This is a genomic window from Reticulibacter mediterranei (genome assembly GCF_016587455.1).
In genome coordinates, this window is sequence record NZ_BNJK01000002.1 from 2,632,310 (window position 1) to 2,650,415 (window position 18,106).

Annotated in this window: 19 protein-coding genes and 1 pseudogene; 5 read left to right on the forward strand and 15 right to left on the reverse strand. The window is 54.1% G+C overall.

Features of this window, described 5'->3' with window-relative positions:
* Positions 1–116 precede the first annotated feature (116 nt).
* Positions 117–1,145 (forward strand): AF_0692 family protein, encoded by a 1,029-nt coding sequence (locus K3T83_RS50430; RefSeq protein WP_220210691.1) that lies wholly within the window; start codon positions 117–119, stop codon positions 1,143–1,145.
* Positions 1,146–1,222: 77 nt separating this feature from the next.
* Here the strand turns inward: K3T83_RS50430 and K3T83_RS50435 are convergent, their stop codons facing one another.
* Positions 1,223–1,933, reverse strand: coding sequence for an IS6 family transposase (locus K3T83_RS50435; RefSeq protein ID WP_220210692.1), 711 nt, complete (start codon positions 1,931–1,933; stop codon positions 1,223–1,225).
* Between the two features lie 363 nt (positions 1,934–2,296).
* Between K3T83_RS50435 and K3T83_RS50440 the strand changes: the two genes are divergently transcribed.
* Together K3T83_RS50440 and K3T83_RS56845 are read left to right on the forward strand one after the other, a co-directional pair.
* Positions 2,297–2,767, forward strand: coding sequence for a GNAT family N-acetyltransferase (locus tag K3T83_RS50440; RefSeq protein ID WP_220210693.1), 471 nt, complete (start codon positions 2,297–2,299; stop codon positions 2,765–2,767).
* A gap of 294 nt (positions 2,768–3,061) precedes the next feature.
* The gene (locus K3T83_RS56845; RefSeq protein WP_236065268.1) at positions 3,062–3,616 is read left to right on the forward strand and encodes a hypothetical protein; all 555 of its coding nucleotides are present in this window, start codon (positions 3,062–3,064) and stop codon (positions 3,614–3,616) included.
* A gap of 80 nt (positions 3,617–3,696) precedes the next feature.
* Here the strand turns inward: K3T83_RS56845 and K3T83_RS50450 are convergent, their stop codons facing one another.
* The 14 genes and pseudogenes from K3T83_RS50450 to K3T83_RS50515 all read right to left on the reverse strand — a co-directional run bounded on the left by K3T83_RS50450 (position 3,697) and on the right by K3T83_RS50515 (position 17,408).
* Positions 3,697–3,840 (reverse strand): hypothetical protein, encoded by a 144-nt coding sequence (locus tag K3T83_RS50450; RefSeq protein WP_220210694.1) that lies wholly within the window; start codon positions 3,838–3,840, stop codon positions 3,697–3,699.
* Between the two features lie 437 nt (positions 3,841–4,277).
* On the reverse strand, positions 4,278–4,844 hold the full coding sequence (locus K3T83_RS50455; protein WP_220210695.1) for a DUF4202 family protein: 567 nt from the start codon (positions 4,842–4,844) through the stop codon (positions 4,278–4,280).
* Between the two features lie 503 nt (positions 4,845–5,347).
* Positions 5,348–5,989: a hypothetical protein gene (locus K3T83_RS50460; protein ID WP_220210696.1), complete on the reverse strand. Its 642-nt coding sequence runs from the start codon at positions 5,987–5,989 to the stop codon at positions 5,348–5,350.
* 19 nt (positions 5,990–6,008) lie between these two features.
* Positions 6,009–6,542: a hypothetical protein gene (locus K3T83_RS50465; RefSeq protein WP_220210697.1), complete on the reverse strand. Its 534-nt coding sequence runs from the start codon at positions 6,540–6,542 to the stop codon at positions 6,009–6,011.
* Positions 6,543–6,635: 93 nt separating this feature from the next.
* Positions 6,636–6,989 carry a hypothetical protein gene (locus K3T83_RS50470; RefSeq protein ID WP_220210698.1) on the reverse strand — a complete coding sequence of 118 codons (354 nt, stop codon included), beginning with the start codon at positions 6,987–6,989 and terminating at the stop codon, positions 6,636–6,638.
* Positions 6,990–7,571: 582 nt separating this feature from the next.
* Positions 7,572–8,798, reverse strand: coding sequence for a cytochrome P450 (locus K3T83_RS50475; protein WP_220210699.1), 1,227 nt, complete (start codon positions 8,796–8,798; stop codon positions 7,572–7,574).
* Positions 8,795–10,294 (reverse strand): NAD(P)/FAD-dependent oxidoreductase, encoded by a 1,500-nt coding sequence (locus K3T83_RS50480; protein WP_220210700.1) that lies wholly within the window; start codon positions 10,292–10,294, stop codon positions 8,795–8,797. Before K3T83_RS50480 ends, K3T83_RS50475 begins: the two co-directional genes overlap by 4 nt.
* The gene (locus tag K3T83_RS50485; protein WP_220210701.1) at positions 10,291–10,533 is read right to left on the reverse strand and encodes a ferredoxin; all 243 of its coding nucleotides are present in this window, start codon (positions 10,531–10,533) and stop codon (positions 10,291–10,293) included. Before K3T83_RS50485 ends, K3T83_RS50480 begins: the two co-directional genes overlap by 4 nt.
* Positions 10,534–11,008: 475 nt before the next feature.
* The gene (locus tag K3T83_RS50490) at positions 11,009–12,211 is read right to left on the reverse strand and encodes an AI-2E family transporter (RefSeq protein ID WP_220210702.1); all 1,203 of its coding nucleotides are present in this window, start codon (positions 12,209–12,211) and stop codon (positions 11,009–11,011) included.
* 429 nt (positions 12,212–12,640) lie between these two features.
* Positions 12,641–13,996: a serine hydrolase domain-containing protein gene (locus tag K3T83_RS50495; protein WP_220210703.1), complete on the reverse strand. Its 1,356-nt coding sequence runs from the start codon at positions 13,994–13,996 to the stop codon at positions 12,641–12,643.
* Between the two features lie 650 nt (positions 13,997–14,646).
* A complete protein-coding gene (locus K3T83_RS50500) occupies positions 14,647–16,143 on the reverse strand; it encodes a bifunctional nuclease family protein (RefSeq protein ID WP_220210704.1) in 1,497 nt (498 codons plus the stop codon).
* A 13-nt stretch (positions 16,144–16,156) separates the two neighbouring features.
* Positions 16,157–16,456: pseudogene (locus K3T83_RS58365) on the reverse strand (RNA polymerase sigma factor); the annotation flags it as partial.
* Positions 16,457–16,513: 57 nt separating this feature from the next.
* Entirely contained in the window at positions 16,514–16,768 is a 255-nt protein-coding gene (locus K3T83_RS50510; protein ID WP_220210705.1) for an RNA polymerase sigma factor, read from the reverse strand.
* Between the two features lie 460 nt (positions 16,769–17,228).
* A complete protein-coding gene (locus K3T83_RS50515; RefSeq protein ID WP_220210706.1) occupies positions 17,229–17,408 on the reverse strand; it encodes a hypothetical protein in 180 nt (59 codons plus the stop codon).
* Between the two features lie 161 nt (positions 17,409–17,569).
* Here K3T83_RS50515 and K3T83_RS50520 point away from each other — a divergent pair, with 161 nt between their 5' ends.
* Together K3T83_RS50520 and K3T83_RS50525 are read left to right on the forward strand one after the other, a co-directional pair.
* Positions 17,570–17,809, forward strand: coding sequence for a hypothetical protein (locus tag K3T83_RS50520; RefSeq protein ID WP_220210707.1), 240 nt, complete (start codon positions 17,570–17,572; stop codon positions 17,807–17,809).
* A gap of 40 nt (positions 17,810–17,849) precedes the next feature.
* Positions 17,850–18,071 (forward strand): hypothetical protein, encoded by a 222-nt coding sequence (locus tag K3T83_RS50525; RefSeq protein ID WP_220210708.1) that lies wholly within the window; start codon positions 17,850–17,852, stop codon positions 18,069–18,071.
* Positions 18,072–18,106 lie beyond the last annotated feature (35 nt).

The following is an 18,106-nucleotide window of genomic DNA, read 5'->3' on the forward strand; positions in this document are numbered from 1 at the left end:
GTGTTGTCTCCTCATAGTTGCGTTAGACTTTCAGCAGATGGCTGAAACACTGCGTAATCGGGATGGCAATCGAGCCATTCCTGCTCTACGCTCACAAAATTGAAGGAGATTGTCTTATGCGTCGGCTCTTGCCCGCACTTATACTCGTCTTGATGGCGCCGCTGGTGACGGAACTGCTTTCGGGTTCAACTCCCCTTGGCCAGCCCATCGTCCTTGCCGTCTTGCTGCCGATTTACCTGCCGCTCTACGGCGCAGGCGCACTCCTCATTCGAGAACTGGTGTGCCGCAGCGGGCGCGGATGGGCAAGCATTCTGCTACTGGGCGCGGCCTATGGCTTTGTCGAGGAAGGTTTCGGCACACAGAGCCTGTTTCATCCTACCCTCTATCATGCAGCCGATTGGGGAGCGCGCTTCCTGGGAATCAACGGGGTCTTTGCCGAAACGGTGATCGTTATCCACGCGGTCTGGAGCGTCGCCATCCCGATCCTGCTCACAGATCTATTGTTCCCAGCCCGGCGCACCATGCCTTATATGGGGCGATTCGGCCTTGTTGTCACCGGTATCTGCTACGTCCTCGGGGTTGCGCTGCTCTGCCTCGTCGCCCGTGCCTTCTTCGCACCAGGGTATGAGGCGTCACCCCTCCTGCTCAGCCTGACCGCGCTGGTTACACTTGCGCTCGTGGTGGTGGCACTGGCTTTGCTTCCTAGGAAGGCGCGCCAGCCAGTGCGAGAGAATAGCGCTCCGCATCCCTGGATGGTCCTGCTCATCATCGGCATCGGCGGATTCATCTGGCACGCCATGCCGTTTCTCTGGCATATCCAACCGATGTTCTCGCGTTGGCCGTTTGTGCTGGTCCCGATGCTGAGTGCAGCCGCTCTTCTCGCAGGAATAGCCTGGCAGGTGAATCACTGGTCACAAGCTCACGACTGGAGCGACCTTCACCTGCTAGCCCTGGTCTGCGGAGCGCTTGCCTGCCACACACTCACTGGCTTGCTCAGCCCCGATCTCACTCACACTCTGACCGACCGCGTAGCTCTCATCGTGCTGGCGCTGGCAATGGCCGGCTTCCTGACCTGGTTCGCGTTTCGCGTTCGCCGCCGCGTTGCTCGCCATGATCATCCTGCGAAAGGGTTCTGTCAGAACTGAGAACACAGAAAAGCTGTTTGTGTTGCAAGAATGATGGAAAAACTAAAATGAGGAGGAAGTTTTCCTCCTGGTTCAGTTTAGGCGACGACTCCAAAGAGTACGGCGACCAACGCGACCTGCCCTCCCACATCTCCTTTGTTCACTCCTTGCACTTGTCCTTTGCGGATCATGCTCATCACCTCAAACCCCTGTAAAGTTCTCCTGGCCGTCGCAAAAGAGAAAAACCCCATCCCAGGCTTTGTCAATCGTTTCATGAATCGATGATCCTGTTCAATCAGATTACCCCGATACTTGACCTGCCTCAGTTCTATCTGTGTAGGTAGGATTCCAGCGGCTTTGAGGTCCGCAATAGCTTTGGGATATGCCGCGTTCTTGTCGACATTGATCACGCGTGGCTCAGCAGTATGAGAGGCGGCGAGGGTTTTGAGAAAGAAACACTTGGCTGCTTCTCCATCTCTGGTTGGACTCAACCAAAAATCGAGCGTCATTCCCTGAGAATCGACCGCTCGATACAAATACATCCATTGTCTTCTGATTTTGATATACGTCTCGTCGACACGCCAGGAGTCTGTGGTCATCTTTAGATGAGCGCGGCATCGTCGGTCAAGCTCTGAGGCGTAGCACTGGACCCAGCGATAAATGGTAGTGTGGTCGACCTGCATACCTCGCTCCAGCATTATTTCTTCGAGATCGCGATAGCTTAAAGCATAGCGCAGATACCACCTGACGCACAGGAGAATGATATCGGCCTGGAAGTGGCACCATTTGAACGGATGTTGCTCAGTCATGACAGGCCCTCTTTTCTCTCCACTGTAGCAGATCGGTTTACTTCTTGCAACACTACCTTGCGCATTTCCTTGAAGCTTTTTCCAGTTGTGGATGAACGGCGATCTGGAAGGATGGTTGCAGGTGCTCTCAGACGAGATTGTGCTCCACGCCGAATCAGTGTGTATATGGGAAGAGATGGCTCAGGTATTGCCAACTTGTTTATCGCCGCCGAATAGAGTATTGAGAGAGGACGAGGAAAAAGCTGGAGAGGAGAGAGAAATTGGGTGAGAGGAGTGATGGGTTGCTTGTTTGACCTCGGTCTCCTCTAGCCCTTGATGACCACAACGACTGAACAGGCAAGGAAGTACATTGAGGAGATGTGTATGTCCAAAAAAAAAACAAAGGTGAGCTCTAATGCGGTCGTATCCTTGCGCGAAATCACACGAGAAACTGTTGAGAGCATCCTCGAGTTGGAGGTGACGCCCAGGCAAGAAGCATTTGTTGCAACGAACGCTCAATCACTTGCTGAAGCTCTTTTTTCTCCTGAAGCATGGTATCGTGCCATTTACGCTGATGAAACACCCGTCGGCTTTGCGATGCTCTCTGTCAAACCCGAAGTGCCATGCTACTATCTCTGGCGGTTCATGATTGGAGCTGAGTATCAGGGAAAAGGGTATGGGAAACGTGCTCTTGAACTGGTGATTGCTCATGTCAGAACCCTGCCAGGTGCCAGGGAACTCTTGCTCAGTTATGCACCAGGGAAAGGGAATCCACGAAAGTTCTACCAAAAACTTGGCTTTGAGGAAACAGGGGAAGTGGACGACGATGAAATCGTTATGCGCTTGCTTCTTTAGCGGGGGCTGGCTCAGCAGGCCATCGGATTATTTGTCCCACAACACCTGACACCCACCCATTTCTGCCTCTTCCTCATACGCTGTTGTGGATATCAATGGAGCTGGAGATAAGTGTGCTCTACGGGCACGCGCGTGGGTGGTACACTGCGCACCTGTCTCCAAGTGGGTGCGCTTCTGGGAGTACTCAGCGTGGCTTCATGTGAACTGGTTGAGGTTGACCCATTTAAGTCCAGTCAGAAAAGGTGGAAGGCTGACTGGACTACACAGTGATGTAGCAGATGGTAGAATGTCTGCGTGCCGGGCCGACCTGGGGACGTAAGCGGGGAGAAGTGGTGCCGAACGCGCACGGTGGTGCTTCAGACACACACGCATCAGTTTCTCGGCACGTTTGGAGGGCCTGGTAATGGGGATTGCCGAGGCGATTTGGTGCGGGCAATCGAGGTGATCAAGAGCTATGCGACAAAACTTGGACTTCCCACTGCTTTGATGTTACTTCGTTTAGATGGATTGTATGGCGACGCCGCTCCTCTCATCGATGTCCTCACTGCCAACCTTGGAGTGATTGGGAGATCCCGTGACTACAGCCTACTGGATCTGGAGATGGTCCAGCAGGCGCTTGCTCATCCCCCAGATCAGGTGGGCACTCACCTGGAAACAAGCATCCCTCTCGACACTTCCTCTGCCTCTTATTTCACTGGACCAAACAGCGCTTTCATTCAATCCCGGAATCGGGCACCACTCTTTTCCGTCTTTCTGGGCTTTCACCACATTCGCAGAGAGGTGATATCTGGAGTCGATCCGAGTGAGAATATGGCAATACAGGAGGAGTCTCTGAAGAAGAGGCAGTGAAAGAGAGAGAGGTGACACGGGGAGGCTACAAAGAGCCCCTTTGCCTCCCTGCTCTGGCTGCTCAGATGGGTGTTCTCCACTCACTCCTCCTTCAATTCTTGTACAATCAAGCCGATCTTCTGGCTCTGCTGTGCTTGCTTTGCGGGATCGTGGGAGCGGAGTCGAGAAGATGCATAAGCATTGGAACTTACTTTGTCATTTTGCTCATCTAGGATACTGGCCATAACATCTCCCATACCACAACCAAGCACATTTTTCATTTCTTCCTGGAATAGGCCACGTTTTGGAGGGGAATTTAGAACCATCAGGGAGTGTTGTTCTATTAAATGAAAAGGCTTTGGCTAACTGCTCGGGAGTCACTTTCGCATTTCTCAGATCCGCCCCAAACAATTCTGCGCCCGTTAAACCTGCCCAGAAAGATTGGCCTCTTCGAGATTCGTTTCGGCAAGATTGGTGGGATCACATTATCCCGCTCCGGGCTTCCATTCCAGGGACTGCCCCCAGATCCTATGGCTGTTCGAGCAGCTGGTGAGGAATCACAATACCATCATGAGCCTAGCCTTTGGCCCTGATGGCTCGCGGCCTTTTCGATGAAAGGGAGGGTTTACCCCTGGTTTTTGGCAGTGCGACTCAGGTATCGTGCTACCAGAAGGCGACGTTTCTACAAGAGGCGACTTTCGGCTTTGCTCATCGCCTCCTCGTAGAGCGGTCTTGCCAGGTCACGAGCCTGGGGGAGTTGGATACGCTCATACATCCACCGCACTTTCGCACGCACCACCTCAGCGTTCTCGCGAGCCTTATCTTCCCCCAGTTTGTCCACGAAGTTGTCAATGTTGACTTCAAGGAAGCTGAGGCTGTCAGCCGCTTGCACCAGATTCTCATCATCCTCGCCACCATACTCATGTGCCCGAATAAGCCGTGCAACGTGTTTAATGCACTCCTGAGAAGTCTCTTGTTCCTGTAAATAGGAACTGACAATGCGGGCGGAGCGTTCACTATGCGCTCGATTGTAGAGCGGATCATCGATGCCACGAGAGAAGTCTGGTCGTGGGCTATCTGACGCGGGGAAGGCACGCTCCATATCGTGCAGAAGCGCGGCAAGCAGCACGGCTTCCGAGGCATCCGGCTGAAGCTGCTGCGCCCACTCTTCTGCCCGGAGGAGATGCCTCGCCCCAGAAGGGTAATGAGCACGTACCCATTCACGCGCTCGGGCTCTCACGGTCTCCATAGCTCTCCCTTTTGTTCCGTTTCTATGCACTGGATACAGCCTCTTTGTGAGCTGCTCGTTCTTGTCAGCTGATGGTGCTTTCAGAAAGAAGTGGCTTTCAACAGACGCTCATTTCCTATCCCTGGCATATCACACAGGAAGTGGAAAGCGGCAAGCTCAAGAGTGATGATGATTGCCTATCACACTCTGTAATATAAGAACCCCTAGTTAACTGCATGAGGGAAACGCAGAAAGAGATCAGCCAGATCAGTTGCCTTCGCAGCATCACCTAAGAGAGGGATAGTACCAAAGATTTCTTCTACTGTGCGCAAGACTGAGTGTGGCCTGAAACGTTACCGTATATTCTCCTTCTGGCAGCAATTCATCGATATGTACTACTACCTCGCCGTGGTGATTTATGAATGACATGGTGATCTCCGTACAGAGAGAACTCAAAAATTGGCTCCGGCTACACTGTCTGCCAGAGGAGAGTAAAATCCCTCCCCCATTGCGAATGGACTTGCTTATTCGCTGACCTTGTCCAAGAATTCGTCCAACGCCTTCCCGACGCGCTGAAGTCGTTTGGCCTCCGCTACCGACAGATTCGGATTCGCGACATACCAACCCTGCGCTGGGATCTGGTAATTGGCGATCCAGTCTTTCACTGATGGGTTACGAATCCCCGGCCACCCCTCGCAATTGCAGAACAGCAAATCCAGTTCGTTGGGGATCTTCGTCGCGAAGTCGTCGATGTAGGCATCCCACTCGCCATCGTAGGCGGTGGCGAAGAGCAGCTTCGTATCGTTATCCAGAAACACAAAGCGCATATCGTGGACGGTGCCAACCCTGTCCGTTTCCTGGAAGTTGCCTTCCCGCAGTTGCAGCAGGCCGCGGAGTCGCTTCGCTCCGCCTTCCGCAAAAGGAATGAGCATGGTCAACTCTGAGACCGTGCCCTGACGGCTGCCGACCCGGCCGGCGCTTTCCATCTGTGATGCTGGCTCCCCCAACTCCATTTCGCGGAGCGCGTTCTCCAGCGCGGTTTTCCCCACCTCCGGCGCGTCGGCGTAAAACTCCCGCATCTCTTGCACCTTCTGCTGGATATCCGAGGACTGCTCCGGTGCTGTCGCTACTTGTTCATGCTTGTTCATGCTTGTCTCTTCTTTCATATTTGCGCGATCCTGGTCGTCAAAACATGGTGCAGGTTGCTGTGACGAAAAAAAGCGCTCTTTGGTGAAACCGCGATATCGACCCGGTAGATGATCGAGACCCCAGCCAGATCGTCTTGGCTGCTCTGCGCAAGGGCGAAAGCGCGGCACGGTCGCCCGAGAAGAACGAAAGGGCCACATGCACCTCCGGCGTCCCGAAGGGCTTTTCCCAGGTGCTGGGAGCGCTCTCCCCCACGTCACCCAGGTGTGAGGCACGCGCCGCCATGCCTTGTTGAAACTCGGAGGCAAAGCTCTTCAGGCTTGCCTCTGGCACGCCCAGGGCCTTGAGTCCCTCAAAGGTGAAGGCTATATTGAACCAGGCTATGTCGGTGTAATGTTGCCAGTTAATCCCCGAGACCACCTTGGGGACAAGGCGACGCAGCAGCAAGCAACCATGAGCCGGGTTGTCAATGCGCAGCAGGAGATAGGCCCCGAAATAGGGAAAAGGACGATCCCGCAAGATGATGCCCTGGATGTCGTCCAGTTCGAGCGTGGTCGTTGATGGTTGCGTCATCGATGTTCTCCTTTGATCGTGTGGCAGTTTCGTAGGCAAGGATCAATGGATGTACAAGCATGCGCATTTATTGATCTTTCACAGGTGAGCCACTCAACTTGATGCAGCATCTAACAGGGTTTCAAACGCTTCCATCATCTTCCCTGCTTTGGCAATATCCTTGACGGTCATGTCTGGATTGGAAGCAAACCAGAGATCAGCCTCGACCTGATATTGGAGAACCCACTCTGCGATATTGGGAGCATTTGAACCAGGATAGCCATCAAGGACATCAGAGAACATCTCATCAAACCAGGGGCCGGCCTTGCTAAAGATGTCAACGAGATAGGGCTTTAAGTCGCCATCATACCCAACGCGTTTGCCTGGGCCATCAGGTTCTCTTGTCACCGTCTGCCGATATTCCTTGAATTTCTGAGCGAGTTCTGGTGAGATGGTTGATTGAGACATCTCTTTCTCCTTCCTTTGTTTCCCCTGGTTGTATCCCCCCGACGAGGTCAAGTAAGCTCTTCGAGAGGCGTCTCCCGATCCTCGATCCCGATTGAGCACTGCGCCAACACTGATCAGCGCAGGCTCCCAGTTTCAAGGTGAACGACTGAATGCCACTTGTGTTGAGCATGGCACACATGCAACGACGCCTCTTACCATAGTGGTTGAAGGCAAGAGATCTGCCGCCTGATCTGGCAACATGCACCCGATCAGTCACTGCAAACTGGGTAAACCCATAGAACTCATGGCGCTCCAGCATGCCGTAGGCTAGCTCATCGACTCGTCTGGCAGAGTCTGTGGAGTACATCCAGATATTGTCGCTGCTCACTCATCACGTCACATTCCTACCCTTCTGTTCAACATCTGACCACCCTCCTCTGAAAAAGTGTCTTTGTGGTTCGCTCCTCAAGCAACTTGAGGGTGGTTTCTTCCTTTGACTCTGTGATGGGATGATGTCGGTCGTTCATTTTCGTGGAGCCTCCAGTTCCAGAAGAAGCTCAGCCCTTCATCGTCAGGAGACCGAAAAGGGTCGGCCCTCCGTCCTCACTCGTTCAGATGCTCGAAGGCGATCTGCAAATGTTCTGGGCCACGCAAGGCTGCATTCTTTCGATACGGGGGCGGGTCAGTAACCAATCGCGGAGCCTGTAGACGCCGCGCGAGCGCCTTTACCGCCACCACTCCTTCGCGCCGAGCCAGCGGGGCGCCAACACAGTAGTGGTCGCTGCCGCCAAAGCCAAGATGCTCGTTCTCCTCCCGCTCGGGCCAAAACCGATCGGGATCGACAAAGCGAGCGGGATCATGGCTGCCCGACGCCAACAAGAGGGCAACTCTGGCTCCTTTGGGGATGCTCACACCAGCGATCGATATATCGGCAAGGGTTGTGCGTGTGCGAAATTGCACTGGTGGATCGTAGCGCAGCATCTCTTCCACCGTCGCGATTGCCAGATCCGGGTTGCGACGCAGGCGCTCAAACACCTCGGGATGACGCAGCAGCGCTAGCATGCTGTTGGTGATCAGGTTGACAGTCGTCTCATGGCCGGCGATGAGCAGCAAGACCATCGTCGCCAGCAGATCCGGCTCAGACAAGCGACCGTCCGGGCTATCTCCAACAACCAGGGCAGAGAACAAATCATCCTGAGGGTGTGCGCGACGTGTCTCGCTGAGCTGTTTCATGTATGCAATCAGCTGTGTGTGGCTTTGCACGGCGTGCTGCTTCTCCGCCTCACTCAAACTTTCCGTCGGGTCAAGTGTGCGCACCAGGGCCGAGGACCAGCCACGAAAGCGCGGTTCGTCCTCGGTCGGCACTCCGAGTAACCGGCAGATGATGGTGACTGGCAGTGGATAGGCAAAATCCTGAACAAGATCGAACTGGTGCTGTTGCTTCCTGGCATCGAGCAAGGCATTGACCGCCTGTTCGATGTGCTCTTGCATGCCCCCAATCCGTTGCGGGGTAAACTGCTGCATGATCTGGCGGCGCAACAGGGTATGCAAAGGCGGATCGGTAAAAATGAATGCCGGCGGGTTTGGTCCTCCCGGAGTATCCAGGGTTCTCGCCGGATGGGCACTCTTGCGCTCGTCGGAACTTATCCGAGGATCGTGCAACAGTAAGTTGATCTCCCGGTACGTGCTTACGACATAGGTCCCATCCTCTTGGAGCGAGACCGGCGTCTGGCGCAAGCGAGCATAGAGTGGATAGGGATCGGCCCGACTGGTCGGGTCGAGCACCTGGGCAAACAGTTTCTCTGAAGGAATAACAGGTGTCTGAGTCATGAGCGTATTTCTCCGGTGTGGACTTCTTGCTGAAGGGATGTATGCTCCATGCTAGTCCCGTTTGTGTATCGCGTGATGAGGGGTGGCGCACTAAGCGGGACACGTGGGTCTAATAGCTTGCGCACCTCTTCCTCACCCCATTGTTCCGGCGTGCTGGGGCCAGCCCCTGTCGGTGCGACACCTGGATCATGGGTGGGCTGTCCCCGTTTGGGAAAGCCTGCTGGTATGGGATGCAGCTCGGCTGGCCCGTCGGAAGCATGTAGCTCTGGTGGGAACGGCGCCCGAGCTTCGATCAGCGCTTGATAGGATGTTAAGATCCTGGGCGCGTTGGCTGCTACCACCGCGACCAGACGGCCTCCTCGCCCGTACGCAGCGACCAGGCGGCGCTCCTCGGCTGATGCCTGAGTGAGCACGATTGTATCCGCAAAGGTGGGCACACCAACAGACCTGATGTTGACCCTGAACTGGTTGGACCAGAAGGTGGGCATATACTTATGCGCGCGGCGTGTCGTCGTAGGGGCTAGCATGTTATGTGCGGCGGTCTCGGCCTGGGAGACGGCGTTGCTCCAGTGCTCGACCACCAGCAGTTCGCCGTCATAGAGGGGATGAGGCCAGCGAGCGACATCCCCAGCGACGAACATATCGTCGGTGACCACTCCATCGGCATCGAAGACACGACAGGCGGCGTCGCACACCACTCCACGCCCGTCGGCAGCCAACCCCGCGCCCTGTAACCACTCCGTATTGCGTAGGGAGCCCAGGGCCACCACAGCCACGTCTACGTCAAGCTCGTCTCCATCGGAGAGCTGAGCACGGTGCAGCTTTTGGTAGGCATCTCCTTCCAGATGCAGAACCGTGGTGTTGCAGCGCAGATCCACCCCATTGCGGCGCTGTAAAGAGGCGGCAAAGGTCCCGGCTGCCTCGCCAAGAGCACCCGCCAGCGGGGTCGCGCTACGCTCTGTGACGGTCACTTCTAGACCCAGCTCGCGGCAGACGGAAGCCACCTCCGAGCCGATGAAACCAGCACCAATGACCAGCACCCGCTTGGGGCCTGCCGCGAGTCTGGCATGAAGCCGCGCAGCATCATCACGAGTGCGGACCGTACACACGCCGTCGAGGGCGGCTTGCTCCTTGTCGGGCCAGGGACGCGCCCGCGTGCCGGTGGCGATCAACAGGCGATCGAAGGGGACCCGGCGCCCGTCGGCGAGCTGTACCTGCCGGTTGGGCAGATCAAGCGCCGCAGCTTTGGTCCCCAACAGCCATTCTGCCGCGATATCTCGTTGCCGAGGCAAGGTAGTATGCGCCTCGGAGATCCACCCGCCCAGGACCGTTTTGGACAAGGGTGGGCGATCATAGGGTTCGTAGGGTTCGTCGCCAATGAGGGTCAGATGGCCCGTAAAGCCTTCTGACCGCAGTGTCTCTGCCGCGCGCAAACCGGCGAGAGAGGCTCCAACGATTACCACGCGGCCAGTGGTGGAGCCAGCTGTACTCGTCATAACTTTCCTCCCATCCGCTCTGGTTGAGCTACCGTCTCAGGTGGCCCATCGAGGTAATCTAGCAGAATGGCCTGGACTGGGCAGGCGGCAGCGGCCCATCTGACCTGCTCACGCATCTTGTCATCAGGAGTATAGTCATATTCGAGGGCTTCCTCGCCATGAAAGCGGAAGACGTTTGGTGCCAGAAACACACACTGTCCATAGCTCTGACAGCGTGTCAAATCAACCACAATTCTCACGTGAACGCTCCTTTCGTATCTCCGGAATTTTCCAATGTTCTGCCGCGAATTTCCACATGCACGAGTTGAACTGGCCTTCATTCAAATGGAGGGTTTCACACCCCCAATGACAACCTGGTTGAGCATGTACATGCAACGACTTCTCCCTAGGAGCATAGCGGATGAGGGCAAGCAGACTGCCGCCTGATTTAGCTGCATGCACCCGACTGGTTCCTTCCCATTGCTCTCTCCTTTGCTACACCGCTCTCACTGTTCACAAAGAGAGGCCGCTCCTGCCGTTAGCTAGACCCATTCGCTCGGTTAGCTGCTGAGTCAAACTGTCAGCTGTCGCGTCGTGATAGGCAGAGCTATAGTTTGGAGTGTTAAGTGGTGGCAGACAGTATGCCTTAGAGATGACCGGGAACACAGCTATCTCACACGCTGTGTTCCCGGTCATCTCTGAAGCGATATGGGAAGGTTGCAGATACAAATACAGTCAGGGGTTCGGATCAGTGGCAGTGCCATCCGTCGGAGCACTCTGTTGTTCTGGCGAGAGCGTTGCTTGTGGAAGAGGCACCTCTTCTGACGGGAATAGTTCGGGATGCTGATGTTTCCACCAGTGCCAGAGAGCGACGATGATCTGTTGAAGCACACCAACAACAGGGACAGCGAGGAAGCCTCCAAGCAACCCGAAGAGTTCTGCACCAGCGATGAGCGCGAAAATAGCCATGATGGGATGAACGCCAACGGCTCTGCTGAAAATGCGCGGTGCCAGGATCTGTCCCATGACAATCCCCTGAAGAAGCATCATAGAGACAGCCACAATGAGCGTTGCTACCCACCCCTCTGGGAGAGCAGCGAGCATGCACAGGGCTCCGATTATATAGCCACCGATCACTGGAACGAAGTAGAGGAGAAAGAAGAGCGCTCCCAGCAAGGCTGCATAGGGGATGTGTAGCAGGGTAAGCCCAACCCCGGTACTCAAGGCTCCAATGAGGGCAAGGAAGAACGATCCTCGAAAGTACCCGCCGATGCTCTGATCGAGCGCGTGCAGCAGGAAGGTCATGGTGCCCCGATGAGTGATCGGAGTTTTCAGGTTGAGCCAGCTAATGATGCCAGGGCCATCAAAGACAAAGTAGACACTGAGTGTGACCACGACGATGAGGTTCACGATATTATTCAACAGCCCGCTCAGGAACGGAATCACCCCTGAGAGCGCTCCCTGGGCTTGAGAGAGCAGGTGGTTCGTGAACTGGACAGTCTGGTCTTTGGTGAGGCCAAGCGTTCCTAGAACACCAGTAAGCGATTGCGTCTGGCGCTCTCCAGCCGGACTTGATAGGAATTGGATGAAGTGCGCGAGCGAGGACGATTGCCGAATGAGGGAGGAAGTCACGAGAAATATACCCACCATCAGGACACTTACAACCAGCAGGTAGGCTATGGCTATGGCCAGAGAACGGCGGAGGCGGCGTTGTAAGAACCGCACAAGTGGATAGATGAGATAGGAAAGCAAGGCGGCAAGGATTATGAGCGTGACGGCATCTCTGATCAACGAAATCGCATACAAGATCATCGATCCGATAGCGATACACACCAGCACCGTTAGTGCGATGACTAGTTTCCTCAGTTGATGGCGGCCAGAAGAGATTGCGTCAGTTGATCCCTTCTCGCGTGGAGTATCAGTCGTATGTGAAGACATTGCTTGCCCTCCCTTTTCCCGGTGCTTCTGTTCCGGGTGTCTGTTGACTCGGACTGGGATTCACGGACTAGGAGAAATCTGCTCATCTGCTCTATGGCAGTGTGAGGGTAAGGGCCGTCCTGATCGGAGTGCAGCATCTCAAAGGGTCATCTCTAAAGCTCGCCTGACCAACTCCTCGCCCACGGTCAAGCGGGAAAAGAGATACTGGAAGTCACCCGATTTTGTGTAGCAGAAGAACCAAGAGATTGAGAATGATCGTTTTCCGCTCTCTCTACTCTTCCTGCTGTTTTTTCTGGATGACGGTCTGGGTCGGTGTCTACCATAAGCCCTCCTGCCTCGCGTGCTTTCTGCGTCAAAGGCAGACCACTGCATGAACAGGGGCCAGGACCAGTGGAGATTGGCTCGCTGGCCGAGTTGCTGGCGTAGGGTTTAGCTGATCCTTTCCGCCGTATTTCCGCTAGAGATGAGGGTTTGAGCGTTGCCTGCTTCATCGAAGGTGAAGTGGATCTTTTCGCCGTAGGCACCGCCGGGACGGCCACTCATGACGGTAAAGCTACCATCTGCATTGAAACGCAGTCGTTCCACAAATTCCAGGGGAAGGTCGGCGGCGGGATCGTAGCGCAGGAGGCTCTGGCCGATGTGGGCGATCTGATTGTCTCCCCAGATGTTACGATAGGTGCCGACGAAGCGTTCGGGATGCTCGACGGCCAGCTCGACGTTGGCGAGTTCGTCGTAGTCTACGATACATGTGTTGATGACCGACAGGACACCGTTGACCAGGGTGAGCGCGGGGCCGTCGATGGCATTAGTCAGCACGGCAATGCCGATCTGACGGTGAGGATCAAAGGCAAAGCGGGTGCTAAAGCCCTGGAAGCCGCCTGAGTGACCATAGACACGCCAGTCTTTGACTTTCCAGGTGGCAAAGCCAAGACACTGGTCGTCTACTACGTTTTCGCCCAACCACTGAACCCGCCGCATCTCGCGCTTGCTCTCTTCGCTGAGCAAGGTCATATCGCCGGGGAACTGAGCCTGGATATAGCGCAGAAGATCGGGCACGTTGGAGAGAAAGCCGGTCGCCGAGGCCATGACGCCAGTGCTGATCTGAGGAAAGCGCTCACGAGGCTGGCCGGGAATATCGCGACTGTAACCCACAGCCAGCTCTTGCTCGGCTTTGGCGTTAAGATCGGGGGCGGTATGGCGCAGGCCCAGCGGTTCAATAATGTGTTTGGTCACATATTCGTTGTACGCCTCGCCACTCACCGCTTCGATCACTTGTCCGACGATGGTATAGCCAACGTTGGAATATTTCCACTGCGTAGCAGGATCAAAGACTATAGCTCCGTCAAAAATATGTTGCTGGATGACAGACAGTGCAGGGAATTCTAACGTGACCCACTGCCCAGCCACACCATCACGGTCCAGGCCGGAGGTATGCGAAAGCAACTGGCGCAGGGTGATAGAGGTCACGCGGGGATCGTGGGGGGTGGTGAACCAGGGTAAATAGGTGCTCACTGACACATCCAGGTTCAGCTTGCCCTGCTCTGCCAACTGCATAGCGGCGATGGCACTAAACGTCTTAGAAAACGAAGCAATCCGGTAACCTGTCTCTTTGCGGGTAGGAAGACGCTCTTCAAGATTAGCATATCCATACGTCTGGTGCAAAATAATCTGGTTTTTATGGACAATTCCTACGGATAAGCCAGGAATGCGGCCCATTTCTGTTTTGTAGGCTAACCAGCGGTCAATGAAGCTGGCCGCATCGGTCATGGCTTTGTGGATGCTCATGCAGGATCTCCCTTTGAAACAAAAAAAGATGGACTTCTATTCTACAATGAGCGCGAGTTCAGCGTCAAATCGGACGTGTAGATCCCAGCATCTGACTCTTGAGCTACATCTCGTTGCGCATTCCGTGAATTTGAGCATTTCAAGATGACCCTGTGCTTCAGTTGAAGCACTCAAACCAGACGTGGCGAGGAACGTATGAGATGCGCTCCTCGCTCTCGGCTCAATCTTCGCTCTCGCCTCTTCCCTCAACAAGGGAGATCCCAAGGATGAATGCCTCTGTCAACTTACCTATAGGATCTGCCATTCGCTCCGCATCTTTAAGGAGTTGTCGGTAACGATGCTTTTCCAGGAGGTATGCCATCACTCACGGATTGCGCAACGAGGTGTAGCCCCTAGCAGAGGAAGCGAAAAATATGCCTCCTTACAAAGCTATACTATTAATACCAAATGGCGTTCACCTCTCTCACGCCCCACAGGTGTTCATCTGTAGGGGACCGCTTCAGCTTCTTCCCGCTGTTCACCACAGCGATTGCCCACGCGAATGCCAGTGAGTATAAAAAGAGACCGCTGTCTACGAACAATAACACTGCAAATTGAAAAGAAGAGATGCCTCTCTAAACGGATCGTGCAGAAGAGAGGCATCTCTTCTTTTACCCCACAACCTCAAAAGCCAGATCTTTCAGCCAGACCTGCCCTTTCCCATTCAACAGCAGCCCTATTTCTAGCTGGGACGCTTCTTCATGTAAAAAGGTCGCTATCTCGCATGCAGTCCAGTCTTGCGTGCCCACTATGCAGTGTTCAACATACCCCTGTATTGCACCTTTCCTCATATAGAGGCGGGCTGGCTTAAGCAATCCATTTCCCTTGAGACTTCCACGCAGACGTACCCGCTTACCAAGATAGTTATCTGCCTTGATGCTTTGTTGGAGCCGCATCAGACTACGTGGCTCCTCCCTGATAGCCTTGATATACATGCAGTGTGTGCCTTTTCCATCTACCGACTCAGTACCATAGGTATAGTCTCGCGGATTACCGCTCCTAGAGAACCAGCCATCCAGGCCGTGCTGAAAATCGAGGTTTTGCAGATCTGCCAGCGGTAGAGTGTGATAGAACTGTGTGAGCGGGACACTCTGATCGACAGGCTCCCACTGGATAGCGCTGATCCAGAATGTTCCCTGGTCCGCCATGTGGAGCTTGAGCATGATGACACTGGCGTTTTGTGGAACATCGACGACCAGTTCTTGTCGCTGCCAATCGGCGGTCTCCTCTAGAAGAGGCGTGCGCGTGATCAGTAGCTGGTAGTGCTCGCTATCTGGCTGTAACGGGGGACTGGTGACAACTATCTCAAAATAGGCCTCTTTTGCCTCTCTTACCTGGCAATAAGTGACCAGACGCATGCGCTTGCCACGATAGGTATCGGCGAGAAAGCCTTCATGGCTCAAGCTAATGACATTGCGCAATATACTTTCCTGGTTCGTACCATCTTCTCCTTGCAACACTGCCCGCAGAACTGGACGCCCCTGATACGTGACCTCAGGGTCGAGCTGCAAGTCAAAACGCTTTTCCCATAGAGGGAGCCCTCGTGCTTGCCAGCCTTTCAGGCCATCACGAAAATCGAGGTTGCGTGGCTGCTGAGACGTTATGGGTGACGCCAGGGGTCTGATGGAAGTATGTTGTGCCATTGCGGCTACGGCCTCAAACTGCAGCTCACGGTTTGCTTCCTTTTCTGTTAGTGACACGCTGAGATGCTGCCATAACTCATCGTTGATCGCCAGTGGTGTCTCTAGCCGCAGCGCCAGTGAGAGTGCATCATCGAGCCGCGTATTGACAAGAGCAGGTTTGCCATCACGCCCGCGCATATGTAATCGGGCGTAGGTGATATCTCCTTGTAAAGCGTCGATTTCTATTCGCTCGATGCTGCCACCAAGCTCCTGTATCAGTTTGAGCAGAAAATCAATGGCAAATGGTTCACCTATCACCTTGCGGCCAGCCTCGATAAGCGGGTCATGAATAATGGTAGAAAGCTCTATCTGGAGATTGTGATACCAGAATGGTAACGCCCTCTCTTCTCGCTCATCGCTCAAGACAACTGTTGTTGTCCAGAGCTTAGTAAGCTTCTTGACCAGGGCAATTTTTAGTGGGGTCATGGTTATTTGCTCCTTATGATGTCTTTTTACGCTGCGCGTCATGATGTCTTTTTACGCTGCGCGTCGCCAATTCGGGATAGCGTGTCTGCAGGTAGTTGCGCAGTTGTTCGCGGCTCTTATATAAGCGATTTTTGACGGCGGGTAATGAAAGATGTTTTTGGCGGGCAATCTCTTGTATGCTCAGGTCCTCATAATAGAAAAGTCTAGCCACCTCACGATTTTTGGGCGAGAGGAGCAAGAGCGCCTCAGAGACGATCTGCTGTAATTCTCGTTCCAGTACGACCTCCTCGGGATCAAGACAGATCTCCTCTGCTTCGCTCCCTTCGGTGAGCGCAAGCTGGCGTGCATCTAGACGTTTGCGCTGACGTAGCTAGCTCTGACACACATGTAAGGTGATACCGTAAAACCAGTTTTTGAAACGGCTGCCATCGCGCAATTGCTGTAATGAGAGATATGCTTGTAATAAGGCCTCCTGTACCAGTTCGCGTGCTACCTCTTCGTCTGCCACGTAGCGTTTGATGATATAGAGCGACATCACCTGATAGCGCTCGATCAGCAAAGAGAAAGCTTCTTTGTGGCCAAGCAGGCTCTGTTCTACCAGGAAAACATCCGAAAGCTCTTCCATATTCTGATAGTCATCCTCTCTTCAACTACGAGCAGGCCCGCCCACTGCATCTACCTACAGCGAACGGAGCGCTCCATATATATAGTGGTCAGTAAGATCGAAATGGTCTCTTTTTTGCTCGTCTCGCCTTGAGGTTTCCGCGTGTCGGCTGCCACATCAAAAGTTATACAGGTGTTCCATGACATAACGGTTGGCAATAACGTGTAAATATGATAATTATGAGACTCATACGCAAGTTCGATGATAGCTCAGACAATCTCTTCAATTGAGAATACACCAACCAACTCTAGAAGCGAAGACTCGTTTTTCGTGTCGGCTTAGGATGAGCGAGAATCATCGAACTTGCGTATGAGTCATTATGATGGCGGAATTTTGATAACTATGCTGTTTGTATAATTCGATCATTCAGCGCAATTACCATCATCAACTGAGTGAGAGAGGGTTGTGTGATGAGGTGGTCTCATCCGGTCGTAAACAAAGGCAACGGGAGTTGTTGAGCGAGAGGAACGATCTTGCCCGCTTTCTTGCGTGGGCTTGGCTCTGGTCTGCGCAGCGCAAGTAACCATTCCGTCTCGGAGATCTGCCAAAGGTCAAGCTGAGGGCTCCGAAAGTGCGTCTCTAGGCGGCGTGGGTTCCTCACCTGAGACCTCCTCATCTAATGCTTCACGTAGATGGAGCCTTCAAACTGACACACCATCTTGCTAATCGCGCTGTTACCTCCTACACTGATCTGTGATACGTGCGCGAGTCCTGTGAGGGCCGCGTGTGATGACAACATTTCTGGTGTAGGAGGCAGGCCACATGCTTATCGTGAACGACGAACATCTCAAGAGAGCTGGCATTAAGAGTCTCTCAAAACGCTGCTCGTTCTGCCGCAAACCGCTCTCGGAGTACCCTTTGATCATGAACGACGATGCTGGCTTCCACGTCTTCCATGCCGCCTGCGCCGCTGCGCTTGCGACCGATATCATACTCTATCCTCGCTCATTCCCATTTGACCCACGACTTGCACAACGCAATGAGATGCGGATTCAGCACTAGTGGGTTTTGCCGCCTTCCTCTTTGCTCAAATGTGTGGTGTATGAGCACGTTTGTTTTTGGAAAGCAGAAGGGAGAAGAGCATGATGCCTCCCTTGTTCCCCATGAATCAGAAGTGAAGTTCACCCGTTTTTGTGAAGTCAGAGAAGCAAGAGCATCGCTCCACTTCACCTATCTGGGGCATTTGGCTTCTCTTCAGGGCCTCCACGCACATCGGGTCACGATCAGCGTGACCCAGCAATTGACCTATGGGGAATTGACTTGAGCATTGCGATATGGTGTTTGAGCTTCCCCCCGTTT